The 17,595-nt window shown below is 70.3% G+C and carries 19 protein-coding genes and 1 pseudogene; 5 read left to right on the top strand and 15 right to left on the bottom strand.

Features of this window, described 5'->3' with window-relative positions:
• Positions 1–21: 21 nt before the first annotated feature.
• A complete protein-coding gene (locus tag SSPN_RS0103170) occupies positions 22–954 on the bottom strand; it encodes a transketolase family protein (RefSeq protein WP_010306749.1) in 933 nt (310 codons plus the stop codon).
• Positions 951–1,658: a thiamine pyrophosphate-dependent enzyme gene (locus SSPN_RS0103165; protein ID WP_010306745.1), complete on the bottom strand. Its 708-nt coding sequence runs from the start codon at positions 1,656–1,658 to the stop codon at positions 951–953. Before SSPN_RS0103165 ends, SSPN_RS0103170 begins: the two co-directional genes overlap by 4 nt.
• 95 nt (positions 1,659–1,753) lie before the next feature.
• Between SSPN_RS0103165 and soxR the strand changes: the two genes are divergently transcribed.
• Positions 1,754–2,212, top strand: a complete 459-nt coding sequence (gene soxR / locus SSPN_RS0103160; protein ID WP_010306742.1) for a redox-sensitive transcriptional activator SoxR — start codon at positions 1,754–1,756, stop codon at positions 2,210–2,212.
• Between the two features lie 16 nt (positions 2,213–2,228).
• Here the strand turns inward: soxR and SSPN_RS0103155 are convergent, their stop codons facing one another.
• Together SSPN_RS0103155 and SSPN_RS0103150 are read right to left on the bottom strand one after the other, a co-directional pair.
• Positions 2,229–2,909 carry a response regulator gene (locus SSPN_RS0103155; RefSeq protein ID WP_010306740.1) on the bottom strand — a complete coding sequence of 227 codons (681 nt, stop codon included), beginning with the start codon at positions 2,907–2,909 and terminating at the stop codon, positions 2,229–2,231.
• Positions 2,906–4,531, bottom strand: a complete 1,626-nt coding sequence (locus tag SSPN_RS0103150; RefSeq protein ID WP_010306734.1) for a sensor histidine kinase — start codon at positions 4,529–4,531, stop codon at positions 2,906–2,908. The genes SSPN_RS0103155 and SSPN_RS0103150 overlap by 4 nt, the downstream gene beginning before the upstream one ends.
• A 142-nt stretch (positions 4,532–4,673) precedes the next feature.
• Here SSPN_RS0103150 and SSPN_RS42235 point away from each other — a divergent pair.
• Positions 4,674–6,033, top strand: a pseudogene (locus SSPN_RS42235) (cation:dicarboxylate symporter family transporter).
• Positions 6,034–6,340: 307 nt separating this feature from the next.
• On the opposite strand, the gene SSPN_RS62430 reads toward SSPN_RS42235, so the two are convergent.
• The 6 genes from SSPN_RS62430 to hisD all read right to left on the bottom strand — a co-directional run bounded on the left by SSPN_RS62430 (position 6,341) and on the right by hisD (position 10,590).
• Positions 6,341–6,670: an alkaline phosphatase family protein gene (locus SSPN_RS62430; RefSeq protein WP_010306725.1), complete on the bottom strand. Its 330-nt coding sequence runs from the start codon at positions 6,668–6,670 to the stop codon at positions 6,341–6,343.
• A 63-nt stretch (positions 6,671–6,733) separates the two neighbouring features.
• A complete protein-coding gene (locus SSPN_RS62425; protein WP_029534923.1) occupies positions 6,734–6,925 on the bottom strand; it encodes a hypothetical protein in 192 nt (63 codons plus the stop codon).
• 21 nt (positions 6,926–6,946) lie between these two features.
• A complete protein-coding gene (locus SSPN_RS62420; RefSeq protein ID WP_029534922.1) occupies positions 6,947–7,414 on the bottom strand; it encodes an alkaline phosphatase family protein in 468 nt (155 codons plus the stop codon).
• A 121-nt stretch (positions 7,415–7,535) separates the two neighbouring features.
• On the bottom strand, positions 7,536–8,153 hold the full coding sequence (gene hisB, locus SSPN_RS0103120; RefSeq protein ID WP_010306722.1) for an imidazoleglycerol-phosphate dehydratase HisB: 618 nt from the start codon (positions 8,151–8,153) through the stop codon (positions 7,536–7,538).
• The gene (locus SSPN_RS0103115; RefSeq protein ID WP_029534921.1) at positions 8,150–9,238 is read right to left on the bottom strand and encodes a histidinol-phosphate transaminase; all 1,089 of its coding nucleotides are present in this window, start codon (positions 9,236–9,238) and stop codon (positions 8,150–8,152) included. Before SSPN_RS0103115 ends, hisB begins: the two co-directional genes overlap by 4 nt.
• Positions 9,239–9,273: 35 nt before the next feature.
• Entirely contained in the window at positions 9,274–10,590 is a 1,317-nt protein-coding gene (gene hisD / locus SSPN_RS0103110; protein WP_010306714.1) for a histidinol dehydrogenase, read from the bottom strand.
• Between the two features lie 205 nt (positions 10,591–10,795).
• On the opposite strand from hisD, the gene SSPN_RS0103105 reads away from it, so the two are divergent.
• Positions 10,796–12,061, top strand: coding sequence for a M14 family metallopeptidase (locus SSPN_RS0103105; protein WP_010306710.1), 1,266 nt, complete (start codon positions 10,796–10,798; stop codon positions 12,059–12,061).
• Between the two features lie 98 nt (positions 12,062–12,159).
• On the top strand, positions 12,160–12,843 hold the full coding sequence (locus SSPN_RS42225; RefSeq protein ID WP_010306706.1) for a YqeB family protein: 684 nt from the start codon (positions 12,160–12,162) through the stop codon (positions 12,841–12,843).
• A gap of 67 nt (positions 12,844–12,910) precedes the next feature.
• Here the strand turns inward: SSPN_RS42225 and SSPN_RS0103095 are convergent, their stop codons facing one another.
• The gene (locus tag SSPN_RS0103095; RefSeq protein ID WP_010306702.1) at positions 12,911–13,303 is read right to left on the bottom strand and encodes a VOC family protein; all 393 of its coding nucleotides are present in this window, start codon (positions 13,301–13,303) and stop codon (positions 12,911–12,913) included.
• Positions 13,304–13,433: 130 nt separating this feature from the next.
• Here SSPN_RS0103095 and SSPN_RS0103090 point away from each other — a divergent pair, with 130 nt between their 5' ends.
• Positions 13,434–14,726: a hemolysin family protein gene (locus SSPN_RS0103090; RefSeq protein ID WP_010306700.1), complete on the top strand. Its 1,293-nt coding sequence runs from the start codon at positions 13,434–13,436 to the stop codon at positions 14,724–14,726.
• A 147-nt stretch (positions 14,727–14,873) separates the two neighbouring features.
• On the opposite strand, the gene SSPN_RS57495 is transcribed toward SSPN_RS0103090, so the two are convergent.
• The 4 genes from SSPN_RS57495 to SSPN_RS0103070 all read right to left on the bottom strand — a co-directional run bounded on the left by SSPN_RS57495 (position 14,874) and on the right by SSPN_RS0103070 (position 17,470).
• Complete coding sequence (locus SSPN_RS57495) at positions 14,874–15,032, bottom strand: hypothetical protein (RefSeq protein WP_010306696.1); 159 nt, start codon at positions 15,030–15,032, stop codon at positions 14,874–14,876.
• A gap of 67 nt (positions 15,033–15,099) precedes the next feature.
• Positions 15,100–15,741, bottom strand: a complete 642-nt coding sequence (locus tag SSPN_RS0103080) for an ABC transporter ATP-binding protein (RefSeq protein WP_029534920.1) — start codon at positions 15,739–15,741, stop codon at positions 15,100–15,102.
• The gene (locus SSPN_RS0103075; RefSeq protein ID WP_010306690.1) at positions 15,735–16,679 is read right to left on the bottom strand and encodes an ABC transporter ATP-binding protein; all 945 of its coding nucleotides are present in this window, start codon (positions 16,677–16,679) and stop codon (positions 15,735–15,737) included. Before SSPN_RS0103075 ends, SSPN_RS0103080 begins: the two co-directional genes overlap by 7 nt.
• On the bottom strand, positions 16,676–17,470 hold the full coding sequence (locus SSPN_RS0103070) for an ABC transporter permease (RefSeq protein WP_237710429.1): 795 nt from the start codon (positions 17,468–17,470) through the stop codon (positions 16,676–16,678). The genes SSPN_RS0103075 and SSPN_RS0103070 overlap by 4 nt, the downstream gene beginning before the upstream one ends.
• Positions 17,471–17,595 lie beyond the last annotated feature (125 nt).

Below are 17,595 nucleotides of genomic sequence, written 5' to 3'. Positions count from 1 at the left end.
CCACGTCGCGGGCGGCGCAGGTCACCTCGCCGCAGCGTCCAGGAAGTTCCGCACCGCCGCGCCGATGCCGGTCGGGCCAAGGCCGTGCGCTGCTTCGTGTTCGTCGGCCGTGCCGTAGGCCCGCAGTTCCACCTCGCGGCGGACGCCCAGCGCCAGCACCCGGTGCGGCGTGTCGGCGAGCGCGTCGTTGACCGCGTGCGTCGACGTGCCGCGCAGGTAGGGCTCCACCAGCACCACGTCGGCGGTCGCCGACCGCACCGCTTCGCGCAGCCCGGCGGCGTCGAACGGCCGGATGGTGGCGGTGTAGAGCACGGTCATGTCGAGCGTCGCGGTCGCGGCCAGGACCGGGCCGAGCATCGGGCCGACGGCGAGCACCACGCCCCGGCTGCCGCGCCGGATGGTGCGCCAGCCCGGCCCGGTCACCCACGGCTCGGCGTTGACGCGCTCGGAAAGCCGCAGGTAGACGAGATCGTCCCCGGGCAGCGCGGACCGCAGCAGCGCTTCGGCCTCGGCCGGGTGGCCGGGGATTTGCACGGTCCAGCCGGGCAGCGTGTCGATCAGCGCGACGTCGCCCGGCGCCATGTGCGTGCGCCCCGAGGACGGGTAGTCGTAGGAGGCTCCGGTGCTGACCACGAGCGCGCCGACGCCCTGGTGGTTGAGGTCCAGCTTGAGCTGCTCGAAGGGCCGCTCGACGAGGAACGGGGTGATCGTGTGCACCACCGGCCGCAGCCCGGTCAGCGCCAGCCCACCGGCCACGCTCACCAGCGCCTGCTCCCGGATGCCGACGTTGAGCACCCGCTCGGGGTGGCGGGCGGCGGCGTCGACGAACCGGTCGGCGGAGATCTCGGCGAGCACGAGGGCCACCCGGGGATCGGTGTCGAGCGCTTCGGTGACGGTGTCGACGAATGCCTCCCGCATCGTCGACTCGGTCGTTCCCACGGCGAGTGTGGTCATGACAGCTCCTCGGTCTCGACCTCGGCGACCACCGCGAGCGGGCGGTCCGGGTGGGTGTCGGTCAGTGCCTGGTGCAATGCCGCGTGGTCGCGGCCGTCGACGGTGTGCGTGACCCAGCCCTCGCGGGCGAACCGGTCGGCGATGCCGCCCGGCCAGCCGGTGCTGGACGAGCGGTTGTCCACCACGACAGTGGTCAGCCGCCCCAACCCCCAGCGGCCGGCGACGTGGATGGCCTCGTGGTTGCTGCCCTCGTCGAGTTCGGCATCGCCGACGAGGACGACGACGCGCGGCCGGTCGCGGCCTTGCGCCCGCAGGCCGAGCGCCACGCCGAGCCCGAGCGACAGGCCGTGGCCGAGCGAGCCGCTGCCGATCTCGACGCCGGGCACCAGCACGCGGTCCGGGTGGAAGCCGAGCCGGGAGTCGAACTCGCCGAAGCGGGGGAGTTCCGCCGGGTCCAGGAAACCCCTGGCCGCCAGCACGGCGTAGAAGGCCATCGGGCCGTGGCCCTTGGAGAGCAGGAAGCGGTCGCGGTCGGGATCGTCGAGGCGCTGCGGGTCGACCGACAGGACCTGGTCGTAGAGCACCCACAGCACATCGAGCGTGGAGGTGGCGGCGAAGGAGTGCTTCTCGTCGCCCGTCATTTCGCTCATCAGCGGCCGGAGGTCGGCGTAGCCGAACCCGGTCGGCGGTGCGGTGATCGTCATACCGACCAGCGTGGAACTTCGAGCACACTGGAAGTCAAGGCCGCAGAAGGGAAAATACCTGCACCATGCTCTAAGTTTCGGCTAGCCTGGCGGACGTGTCCAAGCTTCCGAAACTGTTGACCATCGGAGAGGTCGCGCACCGCAGTGGCGTCGCCCAGACCGCACTGCGCTTCTACGAGCAGCGCGGCCTGATCGCCACCACCCGGACCTCCGGGAACCAGCGCCGCTACGACCGCTCGGTGCTGCGCCGGTTGGCGTTCATCCGCTCCGCGCAACGGGTCGGCCTGAGCCTGGAGCAGATCGCCGAGGCTCTGGCGGCGCTGCCCGAGGACCACGCTCCGACCAAGGCGGACTGGGCGCGGCTGTCCCGCCGCTGGCGGGACGAGCTGGACGCCCGGATCGACGGCCTGCAACGGCTTCGCGACCGCTTGACCGGCTGCATCGGCTGCGGCTGCCTCTCACTGCGCACCTGCGCCCTGCACAACGCAGACGACAAGCTCGCGGAATTCGGCCCGGGAGCACCCCTCCTCCGCCCCACAGCCGACCGCCGCTGACCGGACCGCGCGAAGCTCAGGCTTCGCCGATCCAGCGGTAGGCCATCTCGGGGCGGCCGACCGCGCCGTAGAGCGGGCGGCGCTCGGCCATGCCCTTGTTTACCAGGTATTCCAGGTAGCGGCGGGCGGTCACCCGGGACACCCCGACGGCTTCGCCGACCGCACCCGCCGGAGCTCCCTCGGGGTTGGCGCGCAGCGCCGAGACGACCGCCCCGAGCGTCTCCTCGCCCATGCCCTTCGGCAACGCCGCCCGGTCGACGCCGCGCAGCGCGGAGAACGCCCGGTCGATCTCGGCCTGGCTGTTGACCTCCCGATCGTGCCCCAGGCTGGCCCGGAAACGCGCGTAATGCTCCAGCTTCTCCCGCATAGCCGCGAACGTGAACGGCTTGAGGAGGTACTGCACCACGCCGCTGGAGACCGCGGCCCGGACCACCTTGAGGTCGCGGGCCGAGGTAACCGCGATCACGTCGGCGTTGCTGCCCGCGGTGCGCAGCGCCCGCGCGACCTGCAGCCCGTCCATGTCGGGCAGCCGAAGGTCGAGCAGTACCAGGTCGACCGAGGTGCGTTCGACGAACCGCAGGGCTTCCTGGCCGGTGCGGACCCGGCCGGCCACCGCGAAGCCGGAAACCCGGTTGACATAGGTCTCGTGCGCCTCACCCACCAGCGGGTCGTCTTCGACGACGAGGACCGAGATCACCGCGCCACGTCCGCTCCGGCGGGCAACAGCACGGTGAACACCGCGCCGCCCTCGTTGTGCACGTCGATGCTGCCGCGGTGGCGGCGCACGCTCTGCCCGACCAGCGCGAGCCCGAGCCCGCGGCCGCGGCCGTCCTCCTTCGTCGACCAACCGCGCTGGAAGACCCGCTGCGCGCTCCCTGGATCGACCCCCGGCCCGTTGTCGGCGACCCGGATCAGCACACCATCCTCCGTGGACCGGATGGTCACTTCCACTCGCGGGCGCGCGCTTTCCATCGTCGCCTCGACGGCGTTGTCGATCAGGTTCCCGAGGATGGTCACCAGGTCCCGGGAGTCGATGTGCCCCACATCGACGTCGTCGATCTCGGTGTCGGCGCTCAGCACGACCTCCACGCCGCGCTCCCCCGCCTCGGCGCTCTTGCCCAGCAGCACCGCGGCGAGCACCGACTCACCGACCGCCCCGACCACCCGATCGGTCAGCTGCTGGGCGAGCCGCAGCTCGGCGGTGGCGAACGCGACGGCCTCCTCGGCGCGGCCCAGCTCGATCAGCGACACCACGGTGTGCAGCCGGTTCGCCGACTCGTGAGCCGCAGAGCGCAGCGACTCGGCGAACCCGCGCATCGAATCGAGCTCGCCGCTCAACGCCTGCAGTTCGGTGTGGTCGCGCAGCGTGACCACGGTGCCCAGGTCGCGCTCGCCGCTGCGGATCTGCGAGACGTTGACCAGCAGCACGTGGTCGTCGGTCAGGTGGACCTCGTCGCGCACCGCCCGCCCCGTCGCGAGAGTCTCCACAAGGGACTGCGGGAGGCCGAGCTCGGACACGTGCTTGCCTTCGGTTTCGACGGGATCCAGCGAGAGCAACACAGCGGCACCATCGTTGCACAACGTGATCTGCCCGGACGGCGCCACCAGCAGCAATCCCTCGCGCACCGCGTGCAGGATCGAGTCGTGGTACTCGTACATGCGGCTGAGCTCGGCGGGCTTCAGCCCGTGGGTGTGGCGCCGGATCCGGGCGCTGACCAGGTACGTCAGCAGCCCGCCGACCAGCAGCGCCCCCACCGCGACCACGACCAGCACGGTCAATCGCTCGCGCAGCTCGGCGGTGAGCATCAGCACCGTGATGCCGTCGGACACCAGTCCGACTAGCCGGTGCGCGTCGTCGTATACCGGCACCACTGCGCGCACCGACGGGCCGAGCGTGCCGCTGTAGGTCTCGGTGAACACCTGCCCGGCCACTGCCTGCTCGATGTGCCCGATGAACGGCTGCCCGATGCGCGTCGGGTCCGGGTGCGTGTAGCGGATGCCGGCCGGGGACATGATCGTGATGAAATCGACGCCGGTCTCGGCCCGGACGCGTTCGGCCAGCGGCTGCAGCGTGGCCGTCGGGTTCGGCGCGGTCAGCCCGTCGCGGACCGCGGGCTGCGCGGCCAGGACGCGGGCCACCGTGACGACCTTGTCCGCGGCCTTCTCCTCGTTGCGCCGCCCCGCGTCGTACCAGGCCAGCAGGGCTCCGGTGAGCACCACGACGGCCACGACGAACACCTGCAGCACGAACAGCTGGCGGGCCAGGCTCCAGCGTGGCCGGACGCGGCCGAACCAGTTCCGGTCATCGGCGGAAGGCATGAAAAACCCGTGTCGGATAGGTGAACACAATGAACAGAAGCGTGACGTAGACGATACCTGGCGCAGATAGTCTCTTCCGGCCGGACCGTGACCTGGGACACGGCTGGTACGAGTGACCCGGTATCCCAGTAGGAGTGCAACAGTGGCAAGCAAAGACGCTGCGCAGACACACCGTCGGGATCGAACGCATTACCTGTACATCGCGGTGATCGCCGCAGTCGTGGCAGGGATCGCCGTTGGCTTCCTCGCGCCCGACCTCGGCAAGGCCCTCAAGCCGCTGGGTACCGGGTTCGTCAACCTGATCAAGATGATGATCTCGCCGGTCATCTTCTGCACCATCGTGCTCGGCGTGGGCGGCGTGCGGAAGGCCGCCAAGGTCGGCAAGGTCGGCGGCCTCGCGCTGGCCTACTTCATGGTCATGTCCGTGGTGGCACTGGTCATCGGCCTGTTGGTGGGCAACGTGCTGCACCCCGGTGAGGGCCTGCACATCACCGACTCGCTGCGCGGCCAGGGTGCCCAGCAGGCCGGTGACGGCGCCGAAAGCACCACCGACTTCCTGCTCGGGATCATCCCGCACACCCTCGTTTCCTCGTTGACCGAGGGACAGGTGCTGCAGACGCTGCTGGTCGCGTTGCTGGCCGGTTTCGCGCTGCAGGCGCTGGGCGACAAGGGCGCGCCGGTCCTGCGCGGCATCGAGCACATCCAGCGACTGGTGTTCAAGATGCTGGCGATGGTCATGTGGGCGGCGCCGGTCGGCGCGTTCGGTGCGATCGCCGCGGTCGTCGGCGCGACCGGGGTGCAGGCGCTCAAGGGCCTGGCCGTGATCATGCTCGGCTTCTACACCACCTGCCTGCTGTTCGTGTTCCTGGTGCTGGGCCCGGTCCTGTGGACGTTCGCGCGGGTCAACATCTTCTCGCTGCTGCGCTACCTGGGACGTGAGTTCCTGCACCTCGTCGTCGGAGGCGGCGCTGCCGCGGCTGATCGCGAAGATGGAGCACCTCGGGGTGAGCAAGCCGGTGGTGGGCATCACGGTGCCGACCGGCTACTCCTTCAACCTCGACGGCACCATGATCTACCTGACAATGGCGTCGCTGTTCATCGCGAGCGCGATGGGTGACCCGCTGTCGCTGGCCGAGCAGGTCGGTCTGCTGCTGTTCATGATGATCGCCTCGAAGGGCGCGGCGGGCGTCAGCGGCGCCGGGCTGGCCACCCTGGCCGGCGGGCTGCAGTCGCACCGGCCGGAGCTGCTGGACGGCGTCGGCCTGATCGTGGGCATCGACCGGTTCATGTCCGAGGCGCGGGCGCTGACCAACTTCGCGGGCAACGCGGTCGCGACCGTCCTCATCGGGGCGTGGACCAAGGAGATCGACCGCGACCAGATGAAGCAGGTGTTCGCGGGCGAGAGCCCGTTCAACGAGCAGTCCTTCGTCGACGATGGTCACGGCGGCGCCACCCCGGCCGACGAAGAACCCGAAAAGGTCACGGCCGCAACGAAGAGCTGACGTAGGCAGCAGGGCCCGGTCCTCTTGCAGGGACCGGGCCCTGCTGCGTTTCGCCTGATCAATCTCTCGGATCGACGATGCGCAGCATCCGAACGAACCCGTTCGAAGGTGCCCTTCAGCCATTTTCGAGACCGGGTGCGCCGTAGATCATCCAGCCGATGCCGCCGGCGATGGCCATCAGCGCCGCGACCGCCAGCAGGATGATCGGCAGGTAGCTCTGCATTGCCACTCCCCTCAACCACGGCCAGGGTACCGAGGCGATGCCGGACCAGGTGACCGTGCGGGCTACGCTCGAATCCCCTCGCGGTCAGCACATCTCGGGGTTGCTCAGCCGGTGAGGCCCGGTGCGCCGTGCTCGACACCGGCACGTCCACCACCTGCTCGCCGCGGAGGTCCACATGGGTCGGTTCGAGCAGTTCTCCCGCGTACGGGTAGATCGTGAAGTGCGCGAAGCCCGGACCGGCATTGCAGCCGCAGCCCGATCGGCTGCCCCTCGAAAGTAGTCGTCGCCGTTGCCGGACTCCGGCTTCGGCGGCACCGGCGGCGGCACGTGGTCGAAGAAGCCGTCGTTCTCGTCGAAGTTGAGCAGCAGCGCGGTCATCGACCAGATCTTCGGGTGGGCGATGGCGTCCAGCATCTCGCCTACCGGGCGATGGCGCGAACGGACCGTTCACCGCAATAGACGGCACAAACAGGCCGTTCACACCAAACCCCAAACGCTGCCGACCGGCGTGGAGCTGCCCGGGTGCAGGGAGTCCACAGCGGACGGAGCCAGCCAGACCACCTTCGGCAGCCGCTTCGCATTGATGTCGTCGCGGAGCCGCTGGACGGGCGTACCCGGCTCGCTGCGGTACATCGCGCGGTCGAACAGGCCGCGCTCGGCGTCGGTCAACGCCGCGCGACCGGCTTCCAGCTACTTGAGCAGCCGCTGCTGCTCCGCGGCGGGCTTTTCGAAGAGGGCGGTGTAGAACTCCTCGGTGGTGCGAAAGTTCCCGTCCACCGAGGCGAGCAACTTGTAGCCGATCGCCTTGAACGTCTTGAAGTACTCGACCGCGTTGTCGGTGAAGTTGTCCCACTCCTGGTAGATCTGCCAGGAAAGTCCGGCCTTCTCAAGCCGCTCCGGGTACGTGGTCCACTCGTAGCCGGCGGGGTCGTAGCTGTAGCCGACGTGGTCGTAGCTGTAGGCGGCGTTGGTGACGGCGCGCTTGGTGCTACCCGGCTCGTAGCCGGTGGTGCCGGTCCACAAGTAGTTGCGGTTCGGGTTGGTGGAGCCGAAAACCGAGCAGTGGTAGGCGCTGTGGTCGAGGTCGCCAAGGTACTGGATGTCCGACACCGGCCGCCCTTCGCGCTCCGCGCCCTGCCGCAGCGAGAACGGCAGCACCTCACCGCCGCGACGCCGTCAACCGGCTTCTGGTTACCCGACCGGTTTGAGGTGGGGCGTCGTTAGTGCGTACCCGGGCTCCGGCTCGGTGCTCCGGGCTCGGTTGCGCACTCACGACCTCTTACAGGGCGCCCTTCGTGGACGGGACCACGCCGGCGAAGCGGGGGTCGGGTTCGACCGCTGCTCGCAGGGCTCGGGCGATCGCCTTGTACTGGGCTTCCGCGATGTGGTGCGGGTCACGGCCGTGGATCACCCTGGTGTGCAGGTTGATCTGGGAGTGGAACGCCAGCGACTCGAACACGTGGCGGTTCAGGACGAACGGGTAGTTGCCGCCGATCGTGAAGCTGTTGAACTGCTCCGGTTCGCCCGTCATCACGCAGTACGAGCGGCCCGATACGTCCACCGCCGCGTGCGCGAGGGTCTCGTCCATCGGGATCCACGCGTCGCCGAAGCGGCGGATGCCCTTCTTGTCGCCGAGCGCCTGGCGCAGCGCCTGGCCGAGCACGATCGCGGTGTCCTCCACCGTGTGGTGCGCGTCGATGTGGATGTCGCCGGTCGACTTCACCTTCAGGTCGAAGGCGGCGTGGGTGCCCAGCGCGGTGAGCATGTGGTCGTAGAACGGCACCGTGGTGTCGATGTCGACCTTTCCCGTGCCGTCGAGGTCGAGCTCGACCAGCACCGAGGATTCCTTGGTGGTGCGTTCGACCCGGCCGACCCGGGTCGCGGGCTGGAATGTCACTTGCTGATCTCCTCGCTCACGACCTTGCTCGCCGCCAGGAAGGCGTCGTTCTCCTCCGGCGTGCCGATGGTGACCCGCAGGTGGCCGGGGATCCCGACGTCGCGGATCAGCACGTCGGCGTCCAGATAGCGCTGCCACGCGCGGTGCGCGTCCGCGAACCGTCCGAAGAGGACGAAGTTGGCGTCGCTGGGCACCGGCGAGAAACCCTGCTCCCGCAACGCTTCCACGACCCGCCCGCGCTCGTCGACTAGTGCCTGCACCGAACCGAGGGTGGCCTCGGCATGCCGCAGGGCCGCCCGCGCGGCGGCTTGGGTGACCACCGACAGGTGGTACGGCAGGCGCACCAGCAGCAGGGCGTCGATCACGGCCGGGGACGCCGCCAGGTAGCCGAGCCGACCGCCGGCGAACGCGAACGCCTTGCTCATCGTGCGGCTGACGATCACCTTCGCCGGGTACTGCCCGATCAGCTCGATCGCGCTGGGCTGGGCGGAGAACTCGGCGTACGCCTCGTCTACCACGACCACGCCGGGGGCGACGTCCAGGATCGCACGAAGGTCGTCCTGCGACACCGACTGCCCGGTGGGGTTGTTCGGGCTGGTCACGAACACCACGTTGGGCTGCTTCTCGGCGACGATGCGGGCGGCCTGCACGCCGTCCAGGCTGAAGTCGGCGCGGCGCGGCGCGGGCAGCCAGTCGGTGCGGGTGCCCGCCGCCAGGATCGGATGCATCGAGTAAGACGGCACGAAGCCCAGCGCGGTGCGGCCAGACCCGCCGAAGGCCTGCAGGATCTGCTGCAGGACCTCGTTGGAACCGTTGGCCGCCCACAGGTTCTCGGTCGCCAGCTGCACGCCGGTGGCCTTGGTCAGGTACGCGGCGAGGTCGGCGCGCAGCGCCGTGGCGTCCCGGTCCGGGTAGCGGTGCAGCGCCGTGGCGGCTTCCTGCACCGCGGCGGTCAAGTCGTCGACGAGTTCCTGCGGCGGCGGGTAGGGGTTCTCGTTGGTGTTGAGCCGAACCGAGACGTCCAGCTGCGGCGCGCCGTAGGGGCTGCGGCCGCGCAGATCGTCTCGAAGCGGCAGGTCGGCCAGCGTCGTGGGGTTCTACCTTCGGTTGTTCCGGGTGCTCAGCGGGAGAAGCGGGCGGTGACCGCCTGACCGTGCGCGGGCAGGTCCTCGGCGTTGGCCAGCGCCACCACCTGGTCCGCGACGTCGCGGAGTGCCTGCTCGCTGTAGGAGATCACGTGGATGCCGCGCAGGAAGCTCTGCACGCTCAGGCCGGACGAGTGCCGCGCGCAGCCGCCGGTGGGCAGCACGTGGTTGGAGCCCGCGCAGTAGTCGCCCAGCGACACCGGCGCGTACGGGCCGACGAAGATCGCGCCCGCGTTGCGCACCCGCGCGGCGACCGTTTCGGCGTCCGCGGTCTGGATCTCCAGGTGCTCGGCGGCGTACGCGTCCACTACCCGGAGGCCGTCCTCCACAGTGGACACCAGGATGCAGCCGGACTGCTCGCCGGCCAGCGCGGTGCTGATCCGCTCGACGTGCTTGGTCTGCGCCACCTGGCGCTTCAGCTCGGCGTCGACCGCGTCGGCCAGCTCGACCGAGGTGGTCACCAGCACGCTCGCCGCGAGGGTGTCGTGCTCGGCCTGGCTGATCAGGTCGGCGGCCACGTGCGCCGCGTCGGCCGTCTCGTCGGCCAGTACCGCGATCTCGGTCGGCCCGGCCTCCGAGTCGATGCCGATCAGGCTGCGCAGGTGCCGCTTGGCGGCGGTCACGTAGACGTTGCCCGGCCCGGTCACCATGTCCACCGGCGCCAACTCGGCGCCGTCGGTGTCGTGCCCGCCGTAGGCCAGCAGCGCCACCGCCTGCGCGCCGCCGACCGCCCAGACCTCCTCGACGCCGAGCAGTTGCGCGGCGGCCAGGATCGTCGGGTGCGGCAGGCCTGCGAACTCCGCCTGCGGCGGGCTGCACACCACCAGCGACTCCACCCCGGCGGCCTGCGCCGGGACCACGTTCATCACCACGCTGGACGGGTAGACCGCCAGCCCGCCCGGCGCGTACAGGCCGACGCGGGCGACCGGCACCCAGCGCTCGGTGACCGTGCCACCGGGCACGACCTGCGTCGTCGTGTCGATGCGCCGCTGGTCGTCGTGCACCTTGCGGGCGCGGGCGATCGACTCCTCCAGGGCTGCGCGCACCGGCGGGTCGAGCTCGTCGAGGGCCTTCCGCAGCTCACCAGCCGCCACCCTCACCCGTTCCGGTCGGACGGAATCGAACTTCTCGGTGAATTCGAGGACGGCTTCCACCCCGCGGTCGCGGACCGCTTCGATCACCGGCCGGACCCGATGCAGCACGTGCTCAACGTCCATCTCGGCGCGCGGCAGCGTCGCGCGCAGCTCGACGGTGGACGGAACGCGACCGCGCAGGTCGGTACGGGTGAGCATGTGCGTCCTTCCAATACCCGGGGGCTTCACCGACCAGGGTAATCGCCGCGGGATGCGGCCGTCCTCGAACCCGGTCGCAGTCACCCCGGACGAGGTCCGGAATGGGAAAACGTCAACGGTAGGCCATTGTTCGCCAGTGGCTTGCCAACATCGGGCGGCTCCTAGAACCTGCCAACATCACCACCAGTGATCGATCGGAGACCCGATGTTCAGCTCACGGCGCAAGGCAGTGACCGTGGCAGCCGCCGCGTGCCTGGTCCTGCTGGCCCCAATCCAGGCCAGCGGGTCCGCGGAGCCGACCGGGGCGACCGCCGCCCAGGACTTGGCCACCTACACCGTTCCCAACACCGACAGCAAGGCCCGAACCGAGATCAACCGCATCGGCGCCCAGGTCATCGCGGTGTCCGGCGCGGTGGCCACCGTGGAGGCCACCCCGGCGCAGGCCGAGCAGCTGCGCGCTGCCGGGTTCGTGCTCAACGACGAGACCAAGGTCGCCGACTCGCTCAAGCGGATCAACCCGGCGCAGCGGGTGCCGGGCGACTTCCCGCCCGGGTACGAGGGCTACCACAACCTCGACGAGATGAACGCCGAGCTCGACGCCGTGGTGAAGGACCACCCGGACATCGCGGCGAAGTCCAGCATCGGCAAGTCCTTCCAGGGCCGCGACATCCCGGTGCTGAAGATCAGCGACAACGTCGGGCAGGACGAGGACGAGCCCGAGGTGCTGTTCGACTGCAACCAGCACGCCCGCGAACACCTGACCACCGAGATGTGCCTGCGCATCGCCAACCGGCTCACCGACGGCTACCCCGGCGACCAGGCGATCAAGGACTCGGTCGACAACCGGGAGATCTGGATCATCCCGGTGGTCAACGCGGACGGCTCGTCCTACGACGTGGAATCCGGCGAGTTCCGGGGGTGGCGCAAGAACCGGCAGGACGCCGGCACCGACCTCAACCGCAACTGGGGATACAAGTGGGGCTGCTGCGGCGGCTCCGACAACGACCCGAACGGCGAGACCTACCGGGGACCGGCCGCGTGGTCGGCGCCGGAGACCGCGGCGATGCGCGACTTCATCGACTCGCGGGTGGTCGAAGGCGTGCAGCAGATCAAGGCCGCGATCGACTTCCACACCTACTCCGAGCTCGTGCTGTGGCCCTTCGGGCACACCCGCGACGACGTCACCGAGGGCATGACGCAGAAGGAGTACGACCGGTTCGCGCGGGTCGGCGGCGAGATGGCCAAGACCAACGGCTACACCCCGCAGCAGTCCAGCGACCTCTACATCACCGACGGCGACAGCCTGGACTGGATGTGGGGCCAGCACAAGATCCTGGCCTACACCTTCGAGATGTACCCGGCCAACGGCGGCGGTATCGACGGCTTCTACCCGCCCGACGACGTCATCGAGAAGGAGACGGCGCGCAACGACGCCGCGGTCGACATCCTGCTCCGGGAGGCAGGAGCCTGATCCGGTGGGAGAGGGGGAACGGGCTCGGGCGCTTCGGCACCCCGGGCCCTCTGCCGCACCAGCGGCCCCAGCTCCCGGCCGGTGGCGATAATGGCGGCATGGCCGCAGAACCCGCCGCGACGACCGTCACCGAGCACCGCCTGGTCCGGCACGGTTCGTGGATCGTCTGCCCGTTGCTGGGAGCGCTGATCGTCTGGTTGTTGCGGCTGGCGTCTGCCTGGGTCGCCGGGTTGCCGTGGGCGCCGTTCCAGGGCGTCTTCCAGCTCGCCGCGTCGGTGCCCGACCCGTGGGGCACGGTCGGCGCCATCGCCATCGGCGTGATCCTCGGGCTCGGCTTCGCCGGGCTGATGGCGCAGGAGCGGCTGGCTGTCACCGTCGAACCGGAGCAGGTGGTGCTGACCGTCGGGCGGTCGCGGCAGCACATCGCGCGTGCCGAGATCGGTTACGTGTACGTCGAGGGCAAGAACCTCGTGGTGCTGGACGAATCCGGCGGCGAGCACGTCCGGCAACCGTCCGATTTGGACAGGTTCGCGCTGCGCCGGGCCTTCACCGACCACGGCTACCCGTGGCGGGACAAGGACCCGTTCACCGGTTCCTACAGCCTGTGGGTCGAGGACACGCCGGAGCTGTCGCTGCGGATCAACTCGCTGATGGCGGCCCGCGAACGCGCACTGCGCAAGCGCGCCGGGAAGGAAGCGGCGCTGCTGCGCACCGAACTGGTCAAGCACGGAATCCTCGTGCGCGACGAGAAGAAGCGCCAGTACTGGCGAACCACCGACTGAGCGCAGTCGCGGAATTCGCGCGCCTCCACCACCCGCACCGCCGCGCAGCACGAGCCTGGGAACGCTTCTACTCGGGGCGTTGCTGGAGGGTGAAGCGGTTGCCCTCGCTGTCGAGGAAGGTCGACCACCAGCCCCACGGCTGCCGGACCGGTGGCTCCGGGAACTCGACGCCGTTCGCCGACAGGTCTCGGTAGGTCTGCTCGATGTCGTCGGCGTACAGGAAGAAGGTGGCCGACGGGACGCCGTCGTAGACCGGGAAGACCGCCTGGTCCGTCGCGCTGGCGCTCAGGATCAGCGTGGAGATGCCGTTGGGCGCCGTGACCTCGACCCAGCGGTTGCCCTCGTCGTCGTACGGGGCGTCGGTGGTAACCGTGAACCCCAGAGTCTCGGTCCAGAACTGCTTTGCGCGCTGCTGGTCCCGCACCGGGACGACGACCTTGCTGACGCCTTCGACGGCCATGAAATCTCCTTTCGCCTGATCGTGCCCATCATGGCCGTTCGTCCGGGTGACCGCAGCGAGTTTCGGCGGAACCCGTTCCCGGACGGCGGCGTGGAGGGCTCGCGAAGGCCGGGAATGGAACAATCGGTAAATGGACGGTGTCGCTTGGAACATCGCGCTGGTGCTGGTGTTCGTGCTGCTCGGCGGCTACTTCGCCGCCGCGGAGATCGCGCTGGTGTCGCTGCGCGAGAGCCAGGTCCGCAAGCTCGCCGAACGCGACCGACGCGGCGCGCGGGTGGCCAAGCTGCGCGCCGACTCCAACCGGTTCCTGTCGGCGGTGCAGATCGGCGTCACCTTCGCCGGGTTCTTCGCCTCCAGCTACGGCGGCGCGACGATCGCCGTGCGCCTGGAGCCGGTGCTGGCCGGTTGGGGCCTGCCGATCGGGGTGGCCGCGTCGGTGGCCCTGGTCCTGGTGACGCTGTTCGTGTCGTACCTGTCGCTGGTGCTCGGCGAGCTCGCCCCGAAGCGGCTGGCGTTGCAGAAGTCCGAGGGCGTCGCGATGGTCACCGCCGGGGTGCTGGACCGGCTGGCGACGCTGTCGCGGCCGTTGATCTGGTTGCTGTCGAGGTCCACCAACGCGGTGGTCCGGTTGCTCGGCATCGATCTGCGCGCCGACGAGGACAAGGTCAGCGAGGAAGAGCTGCGGGACATGGTGCGCACCAACGAGCAGCTGACCATCGAGGAGCGGCGGCTGCTCAGCGACGCGTTCCGGGCCACCGACCGGGTGCTCGGCGAAGTGATGGTGCCGCGCACCGAGGTCGACTTCCTGGACCGCACCACGCCGCTGGCCGAGGCGGTCGCCGAGGTGGCCGGCAAGCCGCACTCGCGGTACCCGGTCATCCGGGACACCGCCGACGACATCGTCGGTTTCATCCACGTCCGAGACCTGCTCGCCACGACGCACGGCGGACGCGAGGCGGCGCGCACGGTCGGCGACCTGACGCGGCCGGTCACCGCCCTGCCGGCGAGCAAGCCGGTGCTGGCGGCGCTGTCGCAGATGCGGCGGCGGGGCGGGCACCTGGCGGTGGTGGTCGACGAGTACGGCGGGACCGCGGGCATCGTCACCGTCGAGGACCTGGTGGAGGAAGTCGTCGGCGAGATCTGGGACGAGTACGACCCGAGCACGGCCCCGGTTCGCCCCAAGGGCAACGGCAGCTTCGAGACCGACGGGCTGCTGCACCGCGCCGAGTTCGAGCAGCAGACCGGGATCGCACTGCCCGACGGTCCCTACGACACGGTGGCGGGATTCGTGGTGAGTCGGCTCGGGCGCGTCCCGGCGGAGGGAGATTCGCTGGAGGCCCTGGGCCACCGCTTCACGGTCCGCGCGATGGACGGCCACCGCGTGTCGCGCCTGCTAGTCACCAAGCTCCCCGCCCGGCAGTGACCCAACCCGGGTTCGATCACCGCGATTCCAATGGAAATTGTGGACCTCCGGCGTGTCGGTCCACGACACGCCGGAGGCTGTGGATAACTCCCGCAATTTCAATGGAAATCTGACATCCGATTTCCATTGAAATCGCGGACGCCCGCATCAGGACAGCAGCAGGATCACGGATCCCACGATGATTCCGACGAGCACCACGACCGCCGCGGTGATCATGACCGCCCGCATCTTGGGCCCGTCGTCGCGAACCTCGGTCTGGGCCCGCTCCCGCCACTGCATGAAGGTGGTGCCTTCGCCCTCGCTCAACGTCGACTCCTCGGGTCCGTCGTCAGTACCGAGCGGTCCCCCGCGACCGCGTTTCGGCCCCACCATGTCATATCGACCCGCAGAGGCGAACCACGTGCACCGCCCAATACCGCAGCAGGTCCTCGTCGTGGCTGATCGCGAGCACCCCCGTGCCGTGCTCGTTCACCCGCCGGTCCACGACCCGCACCAGCGCCGCCGTGGTGGACGCGTCCAGCATCGCGGTCATCTCGTCGCAGATCAGGTAGCCCGGCCGCAACGCCAATGCCCGCGCCAGGCAGGCCCGTTGCAGTTGCCCGTCGCTGACCTCGTGCGGCCGCCGCGACAGCAGCTCCGCGGTCAGCCCCACCTCGTCGGCCAGCTCGTCGACGTCGCCGGCGGCTCCGGTGGCCCGCAGCGGTTCGGCGACGATCTCGCGGAGCGTGAAGCGCGGGTCGACGGCGGGTCGCGGCTGCTGGAAGACGATGCCGATCGCCTTGCGCTGCTCTCGCGGCGTCGCGTGCCGGAAGCCGCTGACCGGCTCGCCGTCGAGCGACACCTGCCCGGACCACGGCTCGTGCAGCAGCCCGAGCACCCTGGCCAATGTGGACTTGCCGCACCCGCTCGGCCCGGCCAGCCCGACCACGGCACCGCCCGGGACGTCCAGGTCGACCCCGTCGAGCACCGGTTCGCCGCTCCGGTAGCCGGCGACCAGGCCGGTCGCGCTCAGCACGGCGGGTGCGCGGCAACCCACCGGTCGCCGAGGTCGAGCAGTTCCGGATCTCCCGTGCACGGCCCGAATCCGGGCACGTCCGGGCAGCGTTGGCAGAACACGCAACCCCATTCCTGTTCGATGCGGGCCAGTTCGGTGAGGGCAGGCGGGTGGCCGGGGATCGGCCGGAAACCGCCGTCGGGCAGCGCCGCGAGCAGCCCCGCGGTGTACGGGTGCCAGGGGTCGGCGAGCACCTGCTCGGCGGGCCCGGCCTCGACGATGCGGCTGGCGTACATCACCGCGATGTCGGTGGCCACCCGGCGGGCGGCGGCCAGGTCGTGGGTGATCAGCAGCACGGCGCGATCGTCGATGGCGGCTTCGGCGAGCAGGTCGACGGTGCGGTGCACCAGCGGCCGGTCCAGCCCGGTGGTCGGCTCGTCGGCGAGGATGATCTGCGGGTTGCCGGCCAGCGCCAGCGTCACCGCGACCCGCTGGGCCATCCCGCCGGAGAGCTCGTGCGGGTAGCGGTCGAGGTCGGCCGGGTCCAGCCCGACGCGTTCGGCGAGCTCGTCCGGCCCGGCGACGCCGCCCAGCGCCCGGATCGCCTCGACGAGCTGGCTGCGCGCGGTCCGCACCGGTGTCAGGTGGGTGCTCGCGGACTGCGGCACCAGGCCGACGTGCCGGCCGCGGACCTGCCCGGCCAGCACCGGCTCCGGCGCCGACAGCAGCTCGATGCCGCCGCGCAGCACGGCTTCGCCGCGAACCTGCGCGTTCCCGGGCAGCAGCCCCAGCAGCGCCGAGGCCAGCACCGACTTGCCGCAGCCGGACTCCCCGACCAGCGCGAGCACCCGGCCCGGCCGCAGTTGCAGCGTCGCGTCGGTCACCGCCCGCACTTCGGTGCCGCGCCCCAGCAGGAAGCGCACCGAGAGCCGGTCCAGTTCGAGCAGCGGTTCGCTCACAGCGCCAACTCCGATCGCCGTCGCGGCACGACCCGATCGCGCCAGGTCGCGGCCAGTCCCGACACCGCCAGCGTCGTCGCCACCAGCAGCACCGACGGGAACAGCACGATCCACCAAGCGCCGAGCAGCACCGCTTCCCGGCCGTCGCCGAGGATGTTCCCGATGCTGGCCAGGTGCGGTGGCAGGCCGAGACCGAGGAAGCTCAGCGCGGTCTCGTGCCACACCGCGTGCGGCACGAGCAGCACTGCCGAGAGCGCCGCCTGCGGCACGATCGCGGGCAGCAGGTGCCGCAGCAGGATCCGCCACCGCGACGAACCGCCCGCGATCGCCGCGTCGATGTAGGGCCGGTGGCGCAGCGACAGGACCTCGGAGCGCACGATGCGTGCCACGGTCGTCCAGTGCGTGAGGGCGATGGACAGGATCACCGCGACCAGGCTGCCCCGGTACAGCGCGACGATCACGATGCCCAGCAGCAGGTGCGGCACCGAGTTGATGGTGTCGACCAGCCGCATCAGCAGCCGGTCCGGCCAGCCGCCGACGCCGCCCGCGACGGCGCCCACCAACGAACCGAGCACAGTGGACACCACCGCGCTGAAACCGGCCACCAGCAAGGAGATCCGCAGCCCGGCGAGGGACTGCACGAACAGGTCCCGCCCGCCGGAGTCGGTGCCGAACGGGTGCGCCGGGCTCGGCGCGAGCCGGATCGAGTCGTAGCGCACCGATTCGCTGCCGAACAGCGCGGGCACCGCGATCGCCGCCAGCACGAGGACCGCGAGGCCGCCTATTGACACCCACAAACGCGCCCGGGTCCGCGGCACCCCGGCGCGCCTGCGGCCGGCGAATCGCCACGGTCCGACCGATGTGAACTCGTTGGATGTCTTTAAAAAGCCGCGAAGCCGCTTGCGGTGAGCCACGA

The organism is Saccharopolyspora spinosa NRRL 18395, from assembly GCF_000194155.1.
Taxonomy (GTDB): Bacteria; Actinomycetota; Actinomycetes; order Mycobacteriales; family Pseudonocardiaceae; genus Saccharopolyspora; species Saccharopolyspora spinosa.
Note: the sequence above shows the minus strand (reverse complement) of the source record. Positions and strands in the feature narration are given on the sequence as shown.

Coding starts and splice junctions, on each gene's coding strand:
- SSPN_RS62430 (WP_010306725.1), bottom strand. CDS start 6,670: ATGCTGGACGCCATCGCCCACCCGAAGATCTGGTCGATGACCGCGCTG.
- hisD (WP_010306714.1), bottom strand. CDS start 10,590: ATGCTCACCCGTACCGACCTGCGCGGTCGCGTTCCGTCCACCGTCGAG.
- SSPN_RS0103165 (WP_010306745.1), bottom strand. CDS start 1,658: ATGACGATCACCGCACCGCCGACCGGGTTCGGCTACGCCGACCTCCGG.
- SSPN_RS42225 (WP_010306706.1), top strand. CDS start 12,160: ATGGCCGCAGAACCCGCCGCGACGACCGTCACCGAGCACCGCCTGGTC.
- SSPN_RS0103170 (WP_010306749.1), bottom strand. CDS start 954: ATGACCACACTCGCCGTGGGAACGACCGAGTCGACGATGCGGGAGGCA.
- SSPN_RS0103095 (WP_010306702.1), bottom strand. CDS start 13,303: ATGGCCGTCGAAGGCGTCAGCAAGGTCGTCGTCCCGGTGCGGGACCAG.
- SSPN_RS0103150 (WP_010306734.1), bottom strand. CDS start 4,531: ATGCCTTCCGCCGATGACCGGAACTGGTTCGGCCGCGTCCGGCCACGC.
- SSPN_RS0103105 (WP_010306710.1), top strand. CDS start 10,796: ATGTTCAGCTCACGGCGCAAGGCAGTGACCGTGGCAGCCGCCGCGTGC.
- SSPN_RS0103090 (WP_010306700.1), top strand. CDS start 13,434: ATGGACGGTGTCGCTTGGAACATCGCGCTGGTGCTGGTGTTCGTGCTG.